The sequence below is a fragment of the Herbaspirillum sp. UBA812 genome (assembly GCF_002296545.1).
GTDB classification, from domain to species: Bacteria; Pseudomonadota; Gammaproteobacteria; order Burkholderiales; family Burkholderiaceae_D; genus Herbaspirillum; species Herbaspirillum huttiense.
In genome coordinates, this window is sequence record NZ_DBIC01000056.1 from 1 (window position 1) to 21,290 (window position 21,290).

Annotated in this window: 18 protein-coding genes; 6 read left to right on the forward strand and 12 right to left on the reverse strand. The window is 63.9% G+C overall.

What is annotated here, in order from left to right; all coding sequences use genetic code 11:
* Both B3873_RS03535 and B3873_RS03540 read left to right on the forward strand, forming a co-directional pair.
* A partial coding sequence (locus B3873_RS03535) for an FGGY-family carbohydrate kinase (RefSeq protein ID WP_286864066.1) occupies positions 1 to 1,047 on the forward strand: 1,047 nt, incomplete at its 5' end.
* Positions 1,048 to 1,220: 173 nt separating this feature from the next.
* A complete protein-coding gene (locus tag B3873_RS03540) occupies positions 1,221 to 1,766 on the forward strand; it encodes a glycerol-3-phosphate responsive antiterminator (RefSeq protein ID WP_286864084.1) in 546 nt (181 codons plus the stop codon).
* A gap of 43 nt (positions 1,767 to 1,809) precedes the next feature.
* Here the strand turns inward: B3873_RS03540 and B3873_RS03545 are convergent, their stop codons facing one another.
* Complete coding sequence (locus B3873_RS03545) at positions 1,810 to 4,314, reverse strand: DUF3141 domain-containing protein (protein ID WP_286864068.1); 2,505 nt, start codon at positions 4,312 to 4,314, stop codon at positions 1,810 to 1,812.
* 138 nt (positions 4,315 to 4,452) lie between these two features.
* Between B3873_RS03545 and B3873_RS03550 the strand changes: the two genes are divergently transcribed.
* Together B3873_RS03550 and B3873_RS03555 are read left to right on the forward strand one after the other, a co-directional pair.
* Complete coding sequence (locus B3873_RS03550; RefSeq protein ID WP_286864070.1) at positions 4,453 to 5,325, forward strand: HDOD domain-containing protein; 873 nt, start codon at positions 4,453 to 4,455, stop codon at positions 5,323 to 5,325.
* 9 nt (positions 5,326 to 5,334) lie between these two features.
* Positions 5,335 to 5,571 (forward strand): hypothetical protein, encoded by a 237-nt coding sequence (locus B3873_RS03555; protein WP_209534744.1) that lies wholly within the window; start codon positions 5,335 to 5,337, stop codon positions 5,569 to 5,571.
* A gap of 23 nt (positions 5,572 to 5,594) precedes the next feature.
* Here B3873_RS03555 and B3873_RS26620 read toward each other — a convergent pair whose 3' ends face one another.
* The 8 genes from B3873_RS26620 to urtA form a co-directional block, all read right to left on the reverse strand.
* Positions 5,595 to 5,891 carry a zinc ribbon domain-containing protein gene (locus B3873_RS26620; RefSeq protein ID WP_034333572.1) on the reverse strand — a complete coding sequence of 99 codons (297 nt, stop codon included), beginning with the start codon at positions 5,889 to 5,891 and terminating at the stop codon, positions 5,595 to 5,597.
* A gap of 86 nt (positions 5,892 to 5,977) precedes the next feature.
* Complete coding sequence (gene fmdA / locus B3873_RS03565; RefSeq protein ID WP_013234603.1) at positions 5,978 to 7,156, reverse strand: formamidase; 1,179 nt, start codon at positions 7,154 to 7,156, stop codon at positions 5,978 to 5,980.
* Between the two features lie 48 nt (positions 7,157 to 7,204).
* Positions 7,205 to 8,236, reverse strand: a complete 1,032-nt coding sequence (locus tag B3873_RS03570) for an aliphatic amidase (RefSeq protein ID WP_209534742.1) — start codon at positions 8,234 to 8,236, stop codon at positions 7,205 to 7,207.
* 29 nt (positions 8,237 to 8,265) lie between these two features.
* Positions 8,266 to 8,955 carry an urea ABC transporter ATP-binding subunit UrtE gene (urtE, locus tag B3873_RS03575; RefSeq protein ID WP_034332312.1) on the reverse strand — a complete coding sequence of 230 codons (690 nt, stop codon included), beginning with the start codon at positions 8,953 to 8,955 and terminating at the stop codon, positions 8,266 to 8,268.
* Positions 8,956 to 8,980: 25 nt separating this feature from the next.
* On the reverse strand, positions 8,981 to 9,748 hold the full coding sequence (gene urtD / locus B3873_RS03580) for an urea ABC transporter ATP-binding protein UrtD (RefSeq protein WP_039787922.1): 768 nt from the start codon (positions 9,746 to 9,748) through the stop codon (positions 8,981 to 8,983).
* Complete coding sequence (gene urtC / locus B3873_RS03585; RefSeq protein ID WP_286864085.1) at positions 9,745 to 10,950, reverse strand: urea ABC transporter permease subunit UrtC; 1,206 nt, start codon at positions 10,948 to 10,950, stop codon at positions 9,745 to 9,747. The genes urtD and urtC overlap by 4 nt, the downstream gene beginning before the upstream one ends.
* Positions 10,951 to 10,999: 49 nt before the next feature.
* Positions 11,000 to 11,917, reverse strand: a complete 918-nt coding sequence (gene urtB / locus B3873_RS03590; protein WP_039787923.1) for an urea ABC transporter permease subunit UrtB — start codon at positions 11,915 to 11,917, stop codon at positions 11,000 to 11,002.
* Between the two features lie 118 nt (positions 11,918 to 12,035).
* Positions 12,036 to 13,292, reverse strand: a complete 1,257-nt coding sequence (gene urtA / locus B3873_RS03595; protein WP_039788032.1) for an urea ABC transporter substrate-binding protein — start codon at positions 13,290 to 13,292, stop codon at positions 12,036 to 12,038.
* 510 nt (positions 13,293 to 13,802) lie between these two features.
* Between urtA and B3873_RS03600 the strand changes: the two genes are divergently transcribed.
* Entirely contained in the window at positions 13,803 to 17,249 is a 3,447-nt protein-coding gene (locus B3873_RS03600) for a hybrid sensor histidine kinase/response regulator (RefSeq protein WP_286864077.1), read from the forward strand.
* Positions 17,227 to 18,183 carry a response regulator transcription factor gene (locus B3873_RS03605; RefSeq protein WP_286864079.1) on the forward strand — a complete coding sequence of 319 codons (957 nt, stop codon included), beginning with the start codon at positions 17,227 to 17,229 and terminating at the stop codon, positions 18,181 to 18,183. The genes B3873_RS03600 and B3873_RS03605 overlap by 23 nt, the downstream gene beginning before the upstream one ends.
* Positions 18,184 to 18,235: 52 nt before the next feature.
* On the opposite strand, the gene B3873_RS03610 is transcribed toward B3873_RS03605, so the two are convergent.
* The 3 genes from B3873_RS03610 to B3873_RS03620 form a co-directional block, all read right to left on the reverse strand.
* Positions 18,236 to 19,459, reverse strand: a complete 1,224-nt coding sequence (locus B3873_RS03610; protein ID WP_286864080.1) for an FAD-dependent oxidoreductase — start codon at positions 19,457 to 19,459, stop codon at positions 18,236 to 18,238.
* Positions 19,446 to 20,639, reverse strand: a complete 1,194-nt coding sequence (locus B3873_RS03615) for an MFS transporter (protein WP_286864081.1) — start codon at positions 20,637 to 20,639, stop codon at positions 19,446 to 19,448. The genes B3873_RS03610 and B3873_RS03615 overlap by 14 nt, the downstream gene beginning before the upstream one ends.
* Before the next feature lie 41 nt (positions 20,640 to 20,680).
* Positions 20,681 to 21,290, reverse strand: a 610-nt coding sequence (locus B3873_RS03620; protein ID WP_286864083.1) for a TonB-dependent receptor domain-containing protein, incomplete at its 5' end; no start/stop codon positions are given.

A 21,290-nucleotide genomic window follows, 5' to 3' on the forward strand; every position in this document is an offset into this window, starting at 1 on the left:
GGCTTTGGCGGCATTGACACCTGGCTGCTGTGGCAACTGAGCGGCCGCCGCCTGCTGGCTACCAGCGCGACCAATGCCACGGCCTGCAATGCCTATGTGCTGGACGCGCATGCGTATGCGCTGGACTGGCTGGAGGCGCTCGGCTTCCCCGCCACGCTGCTGCCGGCGCTGTGCCAGGATGCCGACGACTACGGCCGCAGCGACGCTGCCGTACTCGGTACCGCCCTGCCGATTCGCGCCTGCGCCGGAGATCAGTTGGCCGCTGCCATCGGGCAGGGTTGCCTGGAACCCGGCCAGGCGCTGTGTCAGCACGGCACCGGCAGCTTCATCGACGTGCTGGTCGGCCCGCGCGCTGCACTCGCCCCAGCCGACAGCACTGCCGAGGCCAGCGTAGTAGTCACCGCCAGGCGTCAGAACGGCGTCTCCCACTTCGCCCTCGAAAGCTACACCGCCACCACCGGTGCCGCCCTCACCTGGGCCTGCAAGCGCCTGCGCTGGTTTCCGGATGCGCGCCAGCTGCTGGCCCTGGCGGCCAGCGTGAGTTCGGCCGGCGGCGTCAGCTTCCTGCCGGCGCTGGCCGGGATGCAGTCACCGCAACGCCAACCCGCAGCACGAGCAGCCCTGCAGGGCCTGTCGCTGGCCACGGGCCGCGCCGAAGTGGCACATGCGCTGGTGGAGGGAATCGCGCAATCGGTGGCCGCGTGCGTCGGTGCCAGCGCCGACACGGCCGGACTGCCCGTCTCGCGGATCATGAGCGGCGGCACGCTGGCCAGCAGCGACCTGCTGCTGCAACTGCAAGCCGACCTGTCGGGCGTAACCACCTGCCGCACCCATCAGAGCGCCCACGCCAGTCTGCGCGGTATCGCTTTCCTGGCCGGCAGCCACGGCCTGCTGTGGGACGACTTGCCGCAAGCCTGCGCCCGAACGCGGCTACAGGCCGTCTTCAAGCCACGCATCGACTGCGCCGAGCGGGCCCGCCGCCGTGCCCAGTGGCAGGCACGGCTATGTGCCGAGCTGGACCATGTGCGCCAGGAAAACACACGCTAGCCGCGTGTTTTCCATTCGCCTTTCTTTCTTGCTTCTCTTTTTTCACTCTGGAACCTTGCATGCGCTCTCCCTCTCCCCCTCGTTCCCCGGCACGCGCCGCCGCCGCGCCGGCCTCCCCGCCCGCCTCCCCTGACGACCGCTCCCTGCAAGCCAGGCTCAGGCGGCATCCGGTCATGGCAGCGGTCTATGGAACCCAGCACCTGCCAGCCTTTCTCGCCAGCGCCGCTGAAGTCGGCATCGTTGCCAACGTGGAGTTGCGTGAGTTGCAGGCGCTCAGCACCCGTGTCCGGGATGCGGGCAAGTTCCTGATGCTCAATGTGGATACCTGTGAAGGACTGGCGCAGGACAAGGCCGCCATCGATTATCTGGTCGCCCTGGGCGTACCGTCGCTGGTGTCAACGCGGGTGGCCACGCTGCTGCGGGCCAGCCGGGCCGGCATGATCACCATGCAGAAGGTATTCGTGACCGATCGCACCACCTGGCCGCGCAGCCTGAAGGCGCTCGAACAGAGCGAACCCAACCTGGTGCAACTGATGCCGGCACCGATGCTCACGCAACTCAAGCCGGCGGACCGCGCCGTGCTTCCGCCCATCGTCGCGTCGGGCTTCGTCTGCAATGCAGACGATGCGCGTGCGGCACTGGCGGGCGGCGCGGTGGCCTTGTCCACCAGCGAGCAGGCCATGTGGAACCTGCCCGCCGGGACTTTCGGCAAGCCATGACGACCATCCGACCGGGGCAACGTGAACCCCGGCCTTGAGCATTTCAACTGCGCTTGGAGCGCGTGCGCGCCGGTGCGCCGCTCCGGGTGGTCTTGGCGGTCCCCGTGGCTTTGGCGACAGGCGCAGACTTCGTTGTCTTGGCAGAGGTCTTGGCCTTGGCGCTGGCAGGCTTGGCCGAAGGCGCGCTGTTGACCGGCTTTGGCGGCGCACTCGCCTTGGCCGGCTTGGCCACGGGCGCAGGCGGGCGTGCCGCCCGCTTGCGCGGTGCTGCGGCCGGTCGCGCCGGTTCCTCATCAGACGACGGCAAGGTCAGCGCATCACCGTCTTCACCAATGGCCTTGGTCAGCTTGCGGGCCAGCGCAATCACGCGATCGGGATCAACCTCCAGCGTTCCGACCAGCAGTTCAATGATTTCCGAGCGCGGATTGGCCAGCGTCGGTTCGATCATCATCACCGCCGCTGCCAGCGCCAGCGCGCGCTCGCGCGAGGCTGCATCGGGCAGCATCTGCCCGAGTGCATTGAGCGCCTCCACCGGGGCCACCGCCGTAATACGCGCTTGCTCCTTCAACAGTTGCACCCAGTTGGTCTGGGGCGACACGCTGGCATGCATGTTCGGCAGTTGCGCCAGCAGCCTGGCCAGACGCAGGCTGCGCCGTTCGAACGCACCGATGGAGACCATGCCGGCGATGACGATCCGGCAAACCGCTTCGGCAAAACCGCCGTCGGCAATCTGGCCGATGACCGTATCACGGTAGCTTCCCAGCTCCTGCTGCGCCCAGCGCTGGGCGAGTTCGGCATCCGGCTCGCGCGGCGGCAGCCAGGCACCCAGTCCGGTCGGACCGAACAGCTGGCGCGTCATCCGTACCGTGCGGGCATCGCGCTGGTCGCGCCAGGCATTGAGCTCGTCGGTGATCTTCTGCGCCATGCGGCGTTCGTACTGCTTCAGCGGATGGTCGGGGTCGAGTTGTATCCGGTGCGCGCGCGCGGCAGCAGCTTGCTGGCGGATGAAGGCGGCGGCCGGGTGCTTGTCCGAGAACAGTTGCCGCTGCATGCGCAAGGGATTCATGCGCATCAGCGTATTGGCGCTGTCGCGGGTCGCCGTCATGCGCACCCAGGGCCGGACCCAGGTCTTGTACCACTGCGCATTGAGTTGCGACCACTGGCTGATGGTCGAGAACAGCGACTCTTCTTCGCGGCCCTCGGGATTGAGCTTGCGCAGGTCTTCCATGGTACGGTGCTCGTAGTGCACCGTGTAGTCACCCGGCTCCAGCGCATCCCAGCGCTGGGTCGCGCTGCCGTCCTTGCGTTCCAGCTTCATTTCGTAGAGCCCTGGTGGCAGGCTCTCGATGACGTCCAGCGAGCTGACCAGCTGGTCGTGTTCCTTGAGCGCCACCGAGCCGCCCACGAAGATGCCCAGATGGCCCACGCTCTCGTGCAGCACGTAGATGATGGTGCGGCCGGCGGCGGCGATGGCGCGCTCGTCGCCCCAGACATCGATGATCCAGTTCAACGCCTGCGGCGGCGGCGTGATGTTGTCCCCCCAGGAGGCGAAGACCACGATGGGCGCAGTGATGTCGCGCAGATTGACTGCCCTGCCCTTGACCTCCAGCCCTCCGCGCGCCAGCTTGTTGCCCACGAACAGATTCTCGGTGATGGCCTCGATCTCGGCCCCGGTCATGCGGAAGAAACCGCCCCACCAGCGTTCGAATTCCAGGAAACGCGCTGCCTCCTGATCGACTCCGGCCCAGAGGTTGTAATACTTGCTCCAGAAGGTATTGGCCGGATTGAGCTTCTCGAAGTTCTCGACCAGATAGGCGCCATCGAAGCGGTCGGCCCCGAGATCGGCGGCCAGCGAGGCCAGCCAGGTCCCGCCGAGGTTGGCACCGCTGTAGCGCATGGGATTGAGCGTGGAGCTGCCGGCCCAGTAGGAGGCCGGGGCACCGACCATCATCAGCGGACCGAACAGTTCGGGCCGCACGGCATCGAGCGTCATCATGGCCCAGCCGGCCTGGCAATTGCCGATCACTACCGGCTTCGCCGGGCATTGCGGATGGCGACGTATCACTTCTTCGAGGAAGCGCGCCTCCGCATCCATCACGGTGACCAGCGTCTGGCCCTCCTCGGGCTCGGGCCGGAAAGTGACGAAATACACGGTATGCCCGGCCTTCATCGCCATGCCCACTTCCGAATCGAACTTGAAGCCGCCAATACCGGGGCCGTGTCCGGCGCGCGGATCGACCACCACCACCGGTCGAGCCTGCGGGTCCACCGGCAGGCCCGGCGGCGGTTGCAGCCGCAGCAGTGCGTAATTGCAGGGCTGCGGCAGGTCGTGACCGTCCAGCACCAGTTCGTGCCCGAATTTCAACAGCGGCGGCGTGCCCTGCTCCAGATGCTCCAGGTAGTCATTGCCACGGTCGAGCAAGGTATCGAGGAAAAGGAAACTGCGCTGTACGCAATCCTGCACATAATTCGGTACATCTCCCCACGCCCCGGCGGGCGTGACGGGCTGTTCGGGAGGATGCGGGTCGGACGTCTTGCGGCTTGCCATGGGTGCACTCCGGTCAAGTGAGACTTCCATCATACTGACCTGGATCGTCAGCAAATCGTCCGAACTCTGCGACAATGGAACCGCAATTCCCGGAATTGCCTGCAAAAACCACACAAACCATTGCATGGAGGAACTGTCATGGAGCTCAAGAGCCTGGTAGACCAGCCCGGCAAGCTGCCGACCATCCCCAAAGTCGTGCAGCAGCTGATGACCAGCTTCAACAGCGAGGAAGTCTCGGCCCAGGATATCGCCCACCAGATCGCGGCCGACCCGACGCTCACCGCCAAACTGCTGCGACTGGCGAACTCGGCGTTCTTCCACGCTTCGCGCACCATCGGCACGGTCGACGATGCGCTGCGCATGCTGGGTTTCATCATGGTGCGCAATCTGGTGCTGGGCAATGGCATGGTGGCGGCTTTCAAGAGCACGCGCGGCATGGAGCTGCCGCAGTTCTGGCGACATACCCTCTACACCGCCGTGGCAGCGCGCTGGCTGTCCATGCACGCCGGCATCCACGGCGAAGATAATGGCGACGCTGTCTTCACCGTCGGCATGATGCATGGCATCGGCCAGTTGCAACTGCATGCGGTGGCCGCCGCGACAGTCGCCCCGCTGGACAAGCAATGCAACGTGCTCGACGCCGACCGCGCCGAACGGGAAAAGCAGACCTGGGGCTTTCACTACGCCGATGTCTCGGCCGAACTGGCGGCGATCTGGAATTTCCCTGAAGCGCTGGTCACGGCACTGCGCTCGGTGCCTGATCCGCTGGCGGCGGGCCGGCTCGACCGCGCCGCTGCCTGGGTACACCTGGGCGCGTGGGCCGCGCGCGTGACCGTGCTGTCACTGGATGACGAAGCCGCACTGGCCACCTATCCGGTGGCCGTGGGCAAGAAGCTGGGCGTGGATCCGGCCTGGATGCCGGTCCTGGTGAAGCACGATCCCGACAAGGCCGAGCGCGCCATGCCCTCATTGGACGAACTCTCTGCCGGGCTGGATGCCATGCTGGAGTAAGGAGCTCCATTGGACACATTCATCAGTCTGCTGCTGGGCCTGTTGCGCCACCTGGCCTTCAATATCGTGTTCTATCTGATCGGCTGCGGCCTGCTCAAGCTCATTACCCTGGGCCGCTATCCGCGCTGGCGGCCGCTGCGCGCAGGCCACTGGCGCGTACAGGCGCAGGATGTCGACCTGATCGCCTTGTTCGGCTTCCTCGCCAGCCTGGGCCTGCTGCTATTGGCTGCGCGCCTGTTGGCCTGATCCTGCCACCGCCAGCTTGTCCCTCAGGTCGCGCAGATACTGCAGCTGTGTCCCTTGCAGTTGTGCAGCACGCTGCTGCGGCCTGCCCCTGCATGGGTGCCCGGCCCGGTCGCCCCCTGCCCGGCCAGTTGCTCGGCACCGTTGCGCGGCTGCCAGCGATGCTTGACCTGCAAGCCGACATGGCCTCCCGTGGGCATGGGTGAGGCGGCCGTCTCCTCTTTGCAATAGGGACAGCAAGTCTGGCCGTGCAATCCCTGAAGGGGAATGAGGCGTTCGAAGATGCCTTCGCAATGGCTGCAACGAATGTCATACAAGGGCATGGGGACTCCTTCACCAATCCGTTATCACGAAAAAACCCGGCCAGGCCTACGCCCGGCCGGGAACACACACGTCACTGCGTTGATCGCTAGCCCTTGCGGCCCCAATAGGATTTGTCGTTGAGCATGCCCTTGGGCGTGATGTCCTGATCGAAGATGGAGGTCGGCAAGGCCACCGTGCAGGCGCAGTTAGGAATGTCGACGATGCCGCCGATGCGCCCTTCCACCGGCGCTGCCGTCAACAGCATATAGGCCTGGCTGCCGGTGTAGCCGAAGTGGGTCAGGTAGTCGATGGCCTTCAGGCAAGCCTGGCGATAGGCCACGGTGGCATCGAGGTAGTAGTTCACGCCGTTTTCCACGCTGATGCCTTCGAAGGTCAGCCACTGCTCGTAATGCGGCTTGACGATGCTGGGCATGAAGATGGGCGAGGTGATGTTGTACTTGGCCATGCCGCCCTTGATGAGGTCGAAGCCGACGTGGCTCACGCCATCCATCTCGATGGCGCCGCAGAAACCGATCTCGCCGTCACCCTGCGAGAAGTGCAAATCCCCCATCGAGAAGCCTGCGCCCTTCACGTACACCGGGAAGAAGATGCGGGTGCCCGCCGACAGGTCCTTGATGTCGGTGTTGCCGCCATGCTCGCGCGGCGGCACGGTGCGGGCGGCGACCTTGGCCATCTCGTCGAACTTGGCACCGGTCAGGCCGCGCAGCACGGCGGTGCTGGGGTTGGGCGGCTGCGCCAGCCCCTTGGCGGCCAGTGGCGCTTCGCGGCGGTTCCATTCGGCCAACAGGTCATGCGAAGGCAGGCAACCCATCAGACCAGGGTGGGTCAGGCCTGCGATGCGCACGCCCGGAATATGGCGCGAGGTGGCATACAAGCCCTTCAGGTCCCAGATCGCCTTGTCGGCTTCGGGGAAATAATCGGCCAGGAAGCCGCCGCCGTTTTCCTTGGCAAACACGCCGGAGAAACCGACAGGGGTCACCGGCTTGATGTCCAGCAGGTCGATCACCAGCAGGTCACCCGGCTCTGCGCCCTCGACATGGAAGGGACCGGTCAGCGGATGGGCGCGGGTGAGATCGACGTTCTTGACGTCGGAGACATCGTCGGTGTCCTGGATCTGCGCGTCGAGGAAGTCCAGCGACTCGATCAGGATGGATTCACCCGGCTTGACCGAGGCCAGGAACGGCAGGTCCGGGTGCCAGCGGTTGTGACCCAGTTCAGCCTGCTCTGCCAGCGGGACGCCGGGCTTGATCTTGAAGTGTTGCATGCGATCTCCTTGGTGGTGGATGTGTGATGAGGCCTTGCGCCTTCGGCCTCAGGCTGCCGGCTCGGTGGGAATCCCCGGCATCGGGCATTCGGGCGTACCGGCACTGTTGCGCGTCAATGCCTCGACCTGGGCGCGCGCAGCCTGCGGGTCGTTGACCCAGGTGCGATAAAAGTCGAAAGGACACTCGGCCACGCCCGCCGGCGATTCGCCCGAATTGATCTTGCCGGTGTAGCCGCGATGCAGGAGCTTGTAGAGGTGGTTTTGCGACTGCCAGTTGCGGCGTGCATCGCGGATGGCCGAGACGGACAGTTCGGCATACTGGATGCCCATCTCCTCGGTCCCGCACTCGCCCAGCGTGCGGCCATCGAAGCCGACGATGGCCGAATGGCCGAAGTAGGAATAGACGCCATCGAACCCTGATGCATTGGCCACGGCCACATACAGGTTGTTCATCCAGGCCATGGCCTTGGAGACCATGATCTGCTGTTCCTTGGCCGGATACATGTAGCCCTGGCAGCGCACCACCAGTTCCGCACCCTTCATGGCGCAGTCGCGCCAGATCTCGGGATAGTTGCCGTCATCACAGATGATGAGGCTGATCTTCAAGCCCTTGGGGCCGTCGCAGACGTAGGTGGTATCGCCCGGATACCAGCCCTCGATGGGCGTCCACGGCATGATCTTGCGATACTTCTGCACGATCTCGCCCTGGTCGTTGATGAGGATGAGGGTGTTGTAGGGCACCTTGCGCGGATGCTCCTCATGGCGCTCGCCGGTGAGCGAAAAGACGCCCCACACGCCGGCGATGCGGCAGGCTTCGGAAAAGATGGCGGTCTCGTCGCCGGGGATGGTGGCGGCGGTCTCGAACATTTCTTCACGGTCATACATGATGCCGTGGGTGGAATACTCCGGGAACACCACCAGGTCCAGCCCCGGCAATCCCTGCTTCATGCCGACCAGCATGGCGGCGATCTTCCTGGCGTTCTCCAGTACCTCGCCGCGCGTGTGCAGGCGTGGCATCTTGTAGTTCACCACGGCCACGCCGACGGCGTCCCGGCTGGCTGAAATGTCTCCGTGTCGCATGGACTTGCTCCTCTGAAAAGACGGTCGGATCAGACCGACAGATACTTGCTGATGGTGGGCGCATCGACGTTCTCGCGCGTGTCCTCGTAGACGAAGCGGCCCTTGTCGATGACCAGGAAACGGTCCGCAATCTCCAGCGTGAAGCTCAGCACCTGCTCCGAGACCACGATGGTGAGCGCACGGATCTTGCGGATTTCCTTGAGGCTTTTGGCGATGTCCTTGATGATGGAAGGCTGTATCCCTTCGGTCGGTTCATCCAGCAGCAGCACGCGCGGGTTGGTCGCCAGTGCGCGCGCAATGGCCAGTTGCTGCTGCTGTCCGCCGGACAGATTGCCGCCCTTGCGGGTGCGCATGTCATACAGCACCGGGAACAGCGAATACAGTTCATCGGGCACCTTGCCCTTGGCCGATGCGGGCAAGCCGGTCTGGATGTTTTCCAGCACCGTCATGTGCGAAAAGATCATGCGCCCCTGCGGCACGTAGGCCACGCCGCGCTCGACGCGCTGGTGGCTTTCCAAGCCACCGAGTTCCACGCCATCGATGCTGATGCTGCCGCCGCGCAGCGGCAGGATGCCCATCAGGGTCTTGAACAGCGTGGTCTTGCCCATGCCGTTGCGGCCCATGACGGCGACGATTTCTTCCTTGGCCACCGACAGATCGACATCGTGGATGACCTTGCTCTGGCCGTAGCCGGAGGCGAGTTGCGAGACTTTGAACATGGCAGGCTCCGAGGGTGAGGAAAGTTCAGTGACCGAGATAGACATCGATCACCTTGGGATCGGACTGCACCTTCTCCATGCTGCCTTCAGCCAGGATTTTTCCCTGGTGCAGCACGGTGACCTTGTGGGCGATGCTCTTGACGAAATCCATGTCGTGCTCGATCACTACCACCGAGCGGCCCTGGCTGATGCGGCCCAGCAGCTCGGCGGTCTTTTCGCGTTCGGACACGCTCATGCCGGCCACCGGTTCATCCAGCATCAAGAGCTCCGGCTCCTGCATCAGCAGCATGCCGATCTCCAGCCACTGCTTCTGGCCGTGCGAGAGCAGGTCGGCTTGCGTATGCAGCTGTTGGTCCAGGAAGATCTCTGCGGCCACCGCTTCCACCCGCGCCACCACATCCGGCGAACGCTTGAAAGTCAGCGCGCCGAACACCTTGCGGCCACGCGGGAAGGACATCTCAAGGTTCTCGAACACGGAGAGGTTTTCGTAGATGGACGGGGTCTGGAACTTGCGTCCCACGCCTACCCGCACGATGGCGTGCTCGCTCATCTTCGTCAGTTCGTGATTGTTGAACTTGATGCTGCCGGAGGTAGCGCGGGTCTTGCCGCAGATCAGGTCCAGAACCGTGGTCTTGCCTGCGCCGTTGGGGCCGATCACCACGCGCACCTCATTGCGCTGCACGTAGAGATTGAGCTTGTCGACTGCCTTGAACCCGTCGAAAGACACGGTCAGGTCTTCGATGGCCAGGACCGGATGGGCGTCCGATTCGAAACCGATGGCGTTCTCGCTCATTTGCTGGCCTCCAGGGTCGCGCCCGGCTCGATGCCATCGCGCTTGGGTTCAGGGGTGGATGCTCGGGAAACCGGCTTGGCGGCTTCTGCAGCAACGGGTGCTACCGCCTTGGATTGACCGCGCAGCTTGTCCATCAGGCGCTTGCCCTGGGTCTGCCAGAGCCCGGCCAGGCCATTGGGGAAATACATCACCACCGCGATGAAGAGACCGCCCATCAGGAACAGCCACAATTCGGGGAAGGTTTCGGAGAAGTAGGTTTTGCCAAAATTCACCAGCAGCGTTCCGTACACCGCGCCCAGCAGCGACATGCGGCCACCCACTGCAGCAAAGATCACCATTTCGATGGAGGGCACGATACCGACGAAGGACGGCGACATGAAGCCCACCTGCAGCGTGAACATGGCCCCGCCGATAGCCGAGAACATGGCCGCCGCACAGAAGACGAAGACCTTGAAGCTGGCCACGTCATAGCCGGAGAAGCGCACCCGTTCTTCCTTGTCGCGCATGGCCACCAGCAGGCGGCCCAGCTTGGAACCGAGCACGTAACGGCCGAACAGGATGCAGCCGAACAACAGGCCCGCATTGACGAAATACAGCACCAGCTTGGCATGGTCGGTGCGGATATCCCAGCCCATCAAAGTCTTGAGGTCGGTGATGCCATTGACGCCGCCGGTCAGCCCCTGCTGGCCGATGATGAGGATGGACAGGATGGCCGCAATGGCTTGCGTGACGATGGAGAAATACACATCCCCCACGCGGCGCTTGAACATCGCCAGCCCGATCAGCATGGCCAGCGCGGTCGGCACCACCAGCACGGCAAGAATCGTGAAGGCAAAACTATGGAAGGGCTCCCACATGGCCGGCAAGGCGGTGATCTGGTTCCAGTCCATGAAGTCGGGGATGCCCGGCGTGGACTGGATTTTGGTGCTGATGGGGTCAGAGGCTTCGAGCTTGAGGAACATGGCCATGCAATAGCCGCCCAGGCCGAAGAACACGCCCTGCCCCAGGCTGAGGATGCCGCCGTAGCCCCAGCACAGCACCAGGCCCACGGCCACGAAGGCGTAGGACAGGTATTTGCCCACCAGGTTGAGACGGAACATGTCCATCGTCAGCGGGAACACCACCAGCAGCAGTACCGCCATTACCAGCAGGCCAAGCGCACCGGAGCGCCCGCCCAGCAGTTTTTCATAGGCTGCATTCATCATCTGACCTCGCTCATGTGGTTGGATCGTAAGTGGCCAAGCGTGATGTTCATTTGCGCACCTTCGCCGAGAACAGCCCTTGCGGACGCAGCATCAGGATCAGGATCACCGCCGACAAGGTCAGCACCTTGGCCATGGAACCGGTCAGGAAGAATTCCGCCGTAGACTGCGTCTGTGCAATCGAGAAGGCCGAGGCGATGGTGCCGATGAGGCTTTGCGCGCCACCGAAGACCACCACCAGGAAGGTATCGACGATGTAGAGCGATCCGCTGGTCGGGCCGGTGGAGCCGATGGTGGTGAAAGCCGCACCGGCCACGCCGGCCACGCCGCAGCCGAGTGCAAAGGTGGTGCGGTCGACCTTGCGGGTATTGATGCCCACGGCCCCGCTCATGACACGGTTCTGCATGGTTGCCCGCACCTGCAAGCCCCAGCGTGAACGGAACAGCAATACGAAGATGGCACCGGTGAGCAGCACCGTGAGGCCCATCATGAAGAGACCGTTCAAGGGGATGTCGATGGCATCGGTCGGCTTGAAGGAACCCATGAGCCAGTCCGGCAAGGTGGCGCTGACTTCCTTGGCGCCGAAGATTGAACGGAAGGTCTGCTGCATCGCCAGCGACAGGCCCCAGGTCGCCAGCAAAGTATCGAGCGGACGCTTGTAGAGGCGGCTGATGAGCAGCAGCTCGGTGAGATAACCCACGCCATAGGCCACGGCGAAGGACAGCACGATGGCCACGAAGAAATAGAACGGCTGCAAGGCTGGCGCATAGGTGGTGGTCAGGTGCGACAGCAGGTAGGTGATGTAGGCACCGATGGTGAGGAATTCACCGTGGGCCATGTTGATCACGCCCATCTGCCCGAAGATGATGGCCAGGCCCAGCGCCATCAGCAGCAGCACGCAGAAAACCGAGAGGCCATTGAAGCCCTGCATGGCGAAGATGGCGCCGAATTCGGATAGAGAAACCATGATGACTCCCGACGGGGCAGAGTTGCCAATTGGAGAAATGGGCGGCAGCGCCCGCATGTCACTACAGACGCCGCCGCTTTGCTGCACGAAGGGCCGGCGCGGCACCGGCCGGACCGCCTTACTGGTAGCCCTTGGGGAAGGGATTCGGCTCGATCAGTTCGGACTCGTAGACCACCTTGAACTGGCCGTCCTTCTGCGCCTCGCCGATGCGGGTCTTGCTCCACAGGTGATGGTTTTCATGAACCTTGACGTAGCCTTCGGGCGCGGTCTTGAGTTCGATGCCGGGCGAAGCGGCCACCACCTTGTCGACATCGAAGCTGCCGGCCTTTTCCACGGCAGCCTTCCACAGCCAGGGGCCGAGATAGGCTGCCTGGGTGACGTCGCCGATGACCGAATTGGCACCGAACTTGGCCTTGAATTCGGCCACGAATTTCTTGTTGTTGGCGTTGTCCAGGCTCTGGAAATATTTCATCGAGGCGAAGAAGCCTTCCACGTTCTCGCCGCCGATGCCCAGCATTTCATCCTCGGTGACCGAAATGGTCAGCAGGTTCTGGGTCTTGGCGGTCACACCGGCGGCCTTCAACTGCTTGTAGAAGGCGACGTTGGAGCCACCAACCACGTCGGCGAAAATCACGTCCGGCTTCTTGAGCTTGATCTTGTTGATGAGCGAACCGAATTGCGTATTGCCCAGCGGGTAGTATTCCTCGCCCACCACCGAACCCTTGAGCACGTTCTCGATGTGCTTGCGGGCGATCTTGTTGGAAGTACGCGGCCAGATGTAGTCCGAGCCGACCAGGAAGAAGGTCTTGGCCTTCTTTTCCTTGGCCACCCAGTTCAGGCCTGCCAGCACCTGTTGCGTCGCCTCCTGCCCGGTATAGAACACGTTCTTGGATTGCTCCAGGCCTTCATAGAAGGTCGGGTAATACAGCAGGCCGTTGTCCTTCTCGAACACCGGCAGCACCGCCTTGCGCGAGGCCGACGTCCAGCAGCCGAAGACGGCAGCCACGCGGTCGTTTTCCAGCAGCTTCTTGGCCTTTTCGGCGAAGGTCGGCCAGTCGCTGGCACCGTCTTCCTGGATGATCTTGATCTTGCGGCCGAGGATGCCGCCCATGGCATTGATCTGGTCGATGGCCAGGCGCTCGGCCTGGATCGAACCGGTTTCGCTGATGGCCATGGTGCCGGTGGCCGAGTGCAACTGGCCGACCGTGACTTCGGTATCGGTAATGGCCAGCTTCGTGGTATTGACCTTGGCGGTCGGATACTGCTGGGCCGAGGCCATGCCCGGCAGGGCCGCTGCTGCCGCCCCGGCGGCCAGGCCCATGAGGATCTTGCGGCGCGGGAGCGAGGGAGGATTGGAAGACGAGGAATGCGACATGCGGTACTCCTTTCGGGCGTTGTTGTTGGACTCGGTCTGGGCCATCGTGGCGTCATGCAAGCGGTGAAACGAAGACCGGACAAGTCACTGCCCCGGCAGTGGCGCAGCTCGGGAAACCCCTTCCATCACACGGTTCCGGCGCTTCGTTCTGAGGCGCAGAATAGGTTCGCAGGTGCAGCGCAACAATACGTTGTTTGACGTAAGCCCCCTGCTGGTGCGGCCCGCCGGCCTGCACAGCTTTTGCTCATGGCTTGCCTGCTGTTGGTGCGCACTTTGCGTACAGGGCGTCGGGATGCGGCGACGGCGTCCATGCCGGCTGCCTTTTCTTGGTGAATTCTCATGTCATGCAGACAGGCATCTACGTCATTTGACGTATGCCCTCTTGCTCCGAATGGTTTGAAAATTGCTTGGACATAAACACGAGCCGGGCAGTCAGCCTGCGCTGCAGCACACTGACAAGGCGCTGACGGACATGACCCACCGGAACCCCCGACCCCACCAAGAGCCAACGTGACCCATCCCGCCACACAACGCATCGTCAAGGTCAGGCGCGACTACAACACCTGGGTCGCCAACGAGACGCTGGAAGACTACGCGCTGCGCTACACGCCGCTGTCCTTTCGCCGCTGGTCCGAATTTCGCCTGGCCAACACGGCGCTGGGGGCCACCTCCTTCCTGGCGCTGGAAGCCATCAGCGGTGCCATCACCCTGAGCTATGGCTTCACCAATGCCTTCTGGGCCATCATCTGCGTGATGGTGCTGTTCTTCGCGACCGGCCTGCCCATCAGCTATTACGCGGCGCGCTACGGGGTGGACATGGACCTGCTCACGCGCGGCGCCGGCTTCGGCTACATCGGCTCGACCATCACCTCGCTGATCTACGCCAGCTTCACCTTCATCTTCTTCGCGCTGGAAGCGGCCATCATGGCGCAGGCTATCGAGATCTATTTCGGCCTGCCGCTGGTGTATGGCTATGTGCTCTGTTCGCTCATCATCATCCCCATGGTGGCCTACGGCATCACCCTCATCAATCGCCTGCAGATGTGGACCCAGCCGCTGTGGCTGGTGCTGCTGGTGCTGCCCTATGCCTGCGTGCTGTACAAGGAACCGGAGGCACTGTCGAACCTGATGAGCTTCGCGGGCCGTGCCGAAGAAGGCAGCTCCTTCAACCTCACGCTCTTCGGCGCGGCCGCCACGGTGGCCTTCTCGCTCATTGCGCAAGTGGGGGAACAGGTGGACTTCCTGCGCTTCCTGCCGCAGAAGACTGCCGCCAATCGCGGCCGCTGGTGGAGCGCCCTGCTGCTGGCCGGGCCCGGCTGGATCCTGCTGGGCGGGGCCAAGATGCTGGGCGGCACGCTGCTGGCATTCCTCGCCATCCAGCATGAAGTGCCCATGGCACGTGCCGTGGAGCCAACCCAGATGTACCTGATCGGCTACCAGTACGTGTTCGGCAATCCGGCCTTTGCGCTGGGAGCGGTGGTGCTGTTCGTGGTGGTGTCGCAGATCAAGATCAATGTCACCAATGCCTATGCCGGCTCGCTGGCCTGGTCCAACTTCTTTGCCCGCCTCACGCACAGCCATCCGGGGCGCGTGGTGTGGCTGGTCTTCAATGTGCTGATCGCGGTGCTGCTCATGGAGCTGGGGGTGTTCAATGCGCTGGAACACGTGCTGGCCCTCTACAGCCTGGTGGCCATCTCCTGGATCGGGGCCGTGGTGGCCGATCTGGTCATCAACAAGCCGCTGCGCCTGAGCCCGGCGCACATCGAATTCAAGCGCGCGCACCTGTATGACGTGAACCCCGTGGGTGTGGGATCGATGGTGATTGCCACCCTGCTCTCCACGCTGGCCATGTCGGGCGTGCTGGGCAAGACCATTGCCGCGATGGCCCCCTTCATCGCACTGGGGACGGCGCTGGTGACGGCGCCGCTGATCGCGCTGGCCACCGGCAGCCGCTACTACATCGCGCGGCGCGATACGCTGTCCGAGCAGAACTATCGGCCCGTCACACCCGGACAGGCGCACTCGGTACTGGATTGCGTGATCTGTGGCAATGCGTTCGAGACGCCGGACATGGCGCATTGTCCAGCCTACCAGGGGGCCATCTGTTCGCTGTGCTGTTCACTCGATGCACGCTGCAAGGACCGCTGCAAGACGCCCCGCGCACGCCTGCCCAACCAGATTCTTCATACGCTGCGCCAGCTGATCCCGGCGCGCTTCGCACTCAAGCTCAATACGCGTATCGGGCATTACCTGAGTGTCTTCGGGCTGTTGGCCGGCGGGCTGGCCATCGTGTTGTGGATGCTGTATTTCCAGCAGATGGCCGATCTTTCCGGTCTGAGCTTGTCCGCACCGGATTCATTGCGGGGCGTCTTCATCAAGCTGTTCTGCCTGCTGCTGGTAGTGGTTGGCGTCGGTGCCTGGTGGCTGGTGCTGACCAACGAGAGCCGCGCCGTCGCCCAGGAAGAATCGGAGCGCCAGACCAACCTGCTGCTGCAGGAAATCGAGGCCCACAAGCAGACCGATGCCGAACTGCAGCGCGCCAAGGAAGCCGCCGAATCGGCCAACCTGGCCAAGAGCCGCTTCGTGGCCGGCATGAGCCACGAACTGCGCACGCCCTTGAACAGCATCCTCGGCTATGCCCAGATCCTGCACGTGGACGCCACCATCCCGCCGGCCCGCAAGGAAGCCATCGCCATCATCCGCCGCAGCGGCGAACACCTGTTGAGTCTCATCGATGGCCTGCTCGACATCGCCAAGATCGAAGCCGGCAAGATGCGCCTGGCCTCGGACGAGCTGGCGCTGGAAGCCTTCCTGGAACAGATCGTCGGCATGTTCGCGCCACAGGCCGAACAGAAGGGCCTGCACTTCCGCTTCGAGAAATCCGGACGCCTGCCGCAGATCGTGCACGCGGACCAGAAGCGGCTGCGCCAGATCCTCATCAACCTGCTGGGCAATGCGGTGAAATTCACCGATCACGGCGGCGTCACGCTCAAGCTGCGCTACGCCCGCGAGATCGCGTATTTCGATGTGATCGACAGCGGCATCGGCATTGCCGACGAGGACCTGGAACGCATCTTCCTGCCCTTCGAGCGCAGCAGCGCCGCCAATCTGCGCGAAGACATCGGTACCGGCCTCGGCCTGGCCATCAGCCGCATGCTGGTGCACATCATGGGTGGCGAACTGAGCGTGCAGAGCCGGGTCGGCCAGGGCAGCAGTTTCCATCTCAAGATCTACCTGCCTGAAGTGCACGTCCCGCGCCCGCGCATCAAGCTGGAAGACCAGATGTCGGGCTACGCCGGTCCTTCTCGTCACATCCTGGTGGTGGACGACCAGGCCTCGCAGCGACGACTGCTCAGGGACATGCTCATGCCGCTGGGATTCGTGGTGAGCGAAGCCGACAGCGGGCTCGCCTGCATGGAGCGATTGGGACGCGAAGTACCAGACCTGATCCTGCTGGACATCGCCATGCCGCAGATGGATGGCTGGACGGTGGCCCGCGCCATTCGCGCACGCGGGCTCGCGCAGCTGCCCATCCTGCTGGTCTCGGCCAATGCCTTCGAGAACCTGCATGAGCGCAACGAGCCGCCGCTGGTCAATGATTTCGTGGTCAAGCCGGTCTCGTATCACGAATTGCTGGGCAAGATCCGCCAGCATCTGCAACTGGACTGGGTGGCGAGCATCCTTCCCCCTGTGCCGGCAGAAGTGCCGCCGACACCTGCAGCGCCACAGGCCCTGATGCTGGTGCCACCGCAAAACAAGCTGGCCGCCCTGCTCGAACTGGGCAGCATCGGCTACGCCAAGGAAATCCTGCGCCAGCTCGACGCCATGGAGCGCCAGCAGCCGGCCTACCTGCCCTTCACCACCGAGCTGCGGCAGCTGGTCAAGCAATTCCGATTGAATGAATACGTCACCCGCATCAAGGAGCTGATCCGACATGATCTCAACGACGTTCGATAGACACGTGGTACTGATCGTCGATGACATGCCCGACAACCTGGCCATGTTGTCCGACGCGCTCGATGAGAGCGGCCACATCGTGCTGGTCGCCACCGACGGCCTGGCGGCACTGGAGCGGCTGGACCACATCACGCCCGACCTGATCCTGCTCGATGCGATGATGCCCGGCATCGACGGCTTCGAAACCTGTCGCCGCATCAAGCAGGTCAAGCGGGTGGCGCATGTGCCGGTGGTGTTCATGACGGGCTTGTCGGAGACCGAGCACGTGGTACGTGGCTTTGAGGTCGGCGGCATCGACTACGTGACCAAGCCGATCCGTCCGCAGGAGGTAGTGGCGCGCATTGGTGCGCATATCCGTACTGCGCGCATGATGACGCAGACGCGCGGCATGCTGGAACATGCGGCACATGCGGTGATCGTGCTGGGCGGCAATGGCTTGCCGATGTGGCAGACCAGCAAGGCCTCACAGTGGCTGGAAAAATACTATGGTCCGGCGGCACCGGCCAGTCACAAGCTGCCCGGGCCCTTGCAGGTCTGGCTCAACGAGCAGCTGGTACGGCAGCGCCAGGGCGAGAGCCTGGATCACGTACCGCCGTTGATCGTGCGCCAGCAACAGGATGAACTGCACATCACCCTCTCCGGTCCGGGCCAGGGTCATGGCGTGAGCCTGGTGCTGGAGGAGAAGATCGCCGGCTCGGTGCATCGCGGCGAAGAGCTCATGGTCCTGCCGGCCACTCTGGAAGGCGCGCGCCTGACGCCGCGCGAAAGCGACGTGCTGCTCTGGCTGGGCAAGGGCAAGACCAACCGCGACATCGCCGAGATCCTCGGCATGAGCCCGCGTACGGTCAACAAGCACCTGGAACATATCTTCGTGAAGCTGGGGGTGGAGACGAGATCGGCGGCGGCGGTGCTGGCCAGGGCCAGCGTTCCATAGATCGGCAGCGGTCACAGACACGCAAACATTGGGGCAAGGTCGCGCGGACCGCTCAGGCCAGCGCGGCCAACGCTTGTGCCTCCGATTTCAGCCCGCTGGCAAAGTATCTCTTGAGCAGTACGTCCGGCATGGCCCGCAATACAAAATTACGCATGGCAAAGCCCACCCGAGTGGACGGAACGTACATCGGGGCCAGTTTGCGACTGCGATGCTGCAAGCGCATTACGGTAGGACGCAGGCGCTGATCGTGACGCGCCAGCGCCCCCTCCAGTCCAGCCGCCGAGGGGGCGATTGTGCCTGCGGCAGCACGCTCCAGTTCTTCGGCCAGTATCGACGCCGATGCAAGCGCCAGGCCGGCCCCCTGCCCCGAAATGAGCGACAGACTATGCGCAGCGTCGCCCAGCAGCAGAATGCGGCCTTGCCGCCAAGAGGGTAATTCCACCAGTACCAGGTCGTCGATGACGATCTCCTGCGGATTCTCAACCGCTTCCAGCGCAGTGCTTACACCTGCGAAACTTCTGGCCGTGCAAGCGCGCAGCAATGACTGGCGCTGCGCCGGCGCAACGAACCCGGCCTCACGGCTGCGCCAGACATGCAGTGCGGCCAGCCGGCCATCGCACAATCCATAGTATTCGGTCTGGATGCCGGGCTCGGCATAGCAAAGAAAGTCTTTTCCCAGCATCAGGCTGTCCTGCACCTCATAGCTGGCGTACCGGTAGCCCAATGGCCGGAGACAGTCGGCATCGGCGGCGAAGTACCGGCGACGCAGAGGCGAATGCACACCATCAGCGGCAATGAGCAGATCGGCCTCATGGCAAGAGCCATCGCTCAAGGTCACGCGCACACCGCTGTCATGGTTGAGCGCCTCTTGCACGGTCACGCCGAAGCGCCACGCAATGTCCCGTATGGGCAGCGCCGCATGCAGTTCCTGCACCAGGACGCCACGCCTCAGCGTGAGCCACTCGATACCGGCCAGCGCCTCGCGATAGTTGATGCGCAAGATCTCCCGACCAAGCCGGTCGCGATAGATATGCTTTCCCATGTCGGGATAGGCCAATTCGCTCAACCGCGGCACCAGGTCCATACGGCGCACGGTGGCCAGTCCGGGGCCGGACAGGCCCATCATATGGCCGCCGTCGCGCAGGGCATCAGCCTGTTCCACCATCAACACGCGCCAGCCGGCACCCTGCAGCCACCAGGCAGCGGCCAGCCCGGCGATGCCGGCTCCGCAGATGACCACAAGACCCTGGCGGGACGTTTCCTCATGCGTTTGCATCACTTGGTTTCTCCGAAAAAAGATCAGGCCCGATGCCACGGCACCAGACAGCCACGCCGGTCATCGCCAGCGCCAATGCAGCCAGGCCCAGCACAGCGCTATAGCCCAGGCGGTGCGCCAGCCACCCGCCGACGATGCCCAGCACGACGGCCATGCAGGCATCGGCGCACTGGAACAAGGTGAAATCGACGCCCGGCTGGTGGCCATCTGCACAACGCATCAGCAGCGTGTAGCTGGCCACGAAGGTGGCGGAGAGCGCCATCGAGAACACCCACACGGCCACCGCCTGCATGAGCAATGGCACAACGCCCGCCAGGCACAGCAAGGCCAGCGCTTGCAGGGTCAATGCCGTCACCAGCGCCACGCGCGCTTGCCAGCGACGCACCAGAAGGCCGCCCAGCAGCGCACCCGTCAAGCCGGCCAATACGCCGCCTGCGCCTTGCAGCCAGGCCAGTCGCTCCAGTGGCATGCCGTGATCAAGCAGGAAAGCACCAGTCAATCCCATGACCAGCCGCGGGCCGATGGCCAGCAGGATCGTCAGTACCAGACCAGAGCGCACCGCCGGACGGCGCCATGCCTGGCTCAGCGACGCCGGTCTGCGCGTCAAGCTGCGCCTCGCCTGCCCGGGGCGCAGGAACCACCACGGCAGGCTGAGCAGGGCAATCAGCAAGGCCAGCAGCAAGCATCCCTTTGCCATCCCCCATCGCTGCGCTGCCAGCAGGAACAGCCCACCGCCCAGCAGCAATCCGGCATAGCTGCCTCCGACTTGCACCACGTTGACCCAGCCGCGCAGGGACGGCCGCGACTGCTCTATCGCGAAACCGTCGCAGGCCACATCAATGCTGGCGGCCAGCAGTGCGGCCAGCGACAGCGCCACCATGATCAGCCCGACCTGTCTGCCCCCGCCTGCGGCCATCAGCGCAAACAGCGCCGCCAGCATCAGTTGCCCGCCCAGCACAATCTGGCCAGAGCGGGCGGCGCTGCCAGCGGGCAAACGCCAGCGTTCGATCCATGGCGCCCAGGCGAATTTGAGCGCCCAGGGCAGCATCAGCAAGGAGAGCCAGCCCAGCTGCTGCAGCGAGGCGCCCTGGCTGCGCAGCAATGCCGGCAAGGCTTGCGCAGCCACGCCAGTGACCACGCTCTGGGCCACGTAGACACCACCGATAGCGACCAGCAGCAACCCGGCCCGGTCCTCGGTGCTGGTAGTCTCGCTCCGGCGCATCAGTAGGCGTAGCTCAGCGTGACGCCCAAGGTGCGGCCGCTGGCGACCTGGGCGAAGTTGCCGAGTTGCGGGCCACCGGAGAAGGCGTAGGTGCGGTAAGCGCGGTCGGTCAGGTTGTGCACGTAAAAGGCCAGTTCGGTATCGGGACGGACCTGCCAGGCCAGCGCTGCGTCGACGAGGGTATAGGCGGCCTGGCGCAAGGTGTTGGCGGTATCAAAATATTGCGCGCCGAGATAACGCGCATTGAGCTGCGGGCGCCAGTTTCCGACAGGGGATGACAGATCCCCTTGCAACCCGAGCCTGAGACCATGCCGTGGTGCGAACGGCACGTCATTGCTGCCGCAGGCAGAACAGGCGCTGGAGGCGACATAGCGGGTGAAGCGCGCGCGATTGATGAAACCGGAAGCGTTCAATGTCCATTGCCGACTCAGGCTCCAGGCCAGATCGAATTCGACGCCGGTAGAACGGCTGTCGCCGACGTTGCGCAGCGATTGATAGCCGACGCTGTCGCCCTGGTACAGCTGGGCATCCTTGATGTCGATGCGGTAGGCGGCGATGCTGCCCTGGACGTGCTGTGCGTTGAACCGGGTGCCGACCTCGACACTGGTG

What these genes read in the sequence shown, in the direction of transcription:
- urtA (WP_039788032.1), bottom strand. Translation starts at nt 13,292, where the DNA reads ATGTCGCATTCCTCGTCTTCCAATCCTCCCTCGCTCCCGCGCCGCAAG.
- urtC (WP_286864085.1), bottom strand. Translation starts at nt 10,950, where the DNA reads ATGAATGCAGCCTATGAAAAACTGCTGGGCGGGCGCTCCGGTGCGCTT.
- urtD (WP_039787922.1), bottom strand. Translation starts at nt 9,748, where the DNA reads ATGAGCGAGAACGCCATCGGTTTCGAATCGGACGCCCATCCGGTCCTG.
- B3873_RS03540 (WP_286864084.1), top strand. Translation starts at nt 1,221, where the DNA reads ATGGCAGCGGTCTATGGAACCCAGCACCTGCCAGCCTTTCTCGCCAGC.
- urtE (WP_034332312.1), bottom strand. Translation starts at nt 8,955, where the DNA reads ATGTTCAAAGTCTCGCAACTCGCCTCCGGCTACGGCCAGAGCAAGGTC.
- B3873_RS03610 (WP_286864080.1), bottom strand. Translation starts at nt 19,459, where the DNA reads ATGCAAACGCATGAGGAAACGTCCCGCCAGGGTCTTGTGGTCATCTGC.
- B3873_RS26620 (WP_034333572.1), bottom strand. Translation starts at nt 5,891, where the DNA reads ATGCCCTTGTATGACATTCGTTGCAGCCATTGCGAAGGCATCTTCGAA.
- urtB (WP_039787923.1), bottom strand. Translation starts at nt 11,917, where the DNA reads ATGGTTTCTCTATCCGAATTCGGCGCCATCTTCGCCATGCAGGGCTTC.
- fmdA (WP_013234603.1), bottom strand. Translation starts at nt 7,156, where the DNA reads ATGCAACACTTCAAGATCAAGCCCGGCGTCCCGCTGGCAGAGCAGGCT.
- B3873_RS03545 (WP_286864068.1), bottom strand. Translation starts at nt 4,314, where the DNA reads ATGGCAAGCCGCAAGACGTCCGACCCGCATCCTCCCGAACAGCCCGTC.
- B3873_RS03550 (WP_286864070.1), top strand. Translation starts at nt 4,453, where the DNA reads ATGGAGCTCAAGAGCCTGGTAGACCAGCCCGGCAAGCTGCCGACCATC.
- B3873_RS03605 (WP_286864079.1), top strand. Translation starts at nt 17,227, where the DNA reads ATGATCTCAACGACGTTCGATAGACACGTGGTACTGATCGTCGATGAC.
- B3873_RS03570 (WP_209534742.1), bottom strand. Translation starts at nt 8,236, where the DNA reads ATGCGACACGGAGACATTTCAGCCAGCCGGGACGCCGTCGGCGTGGCC.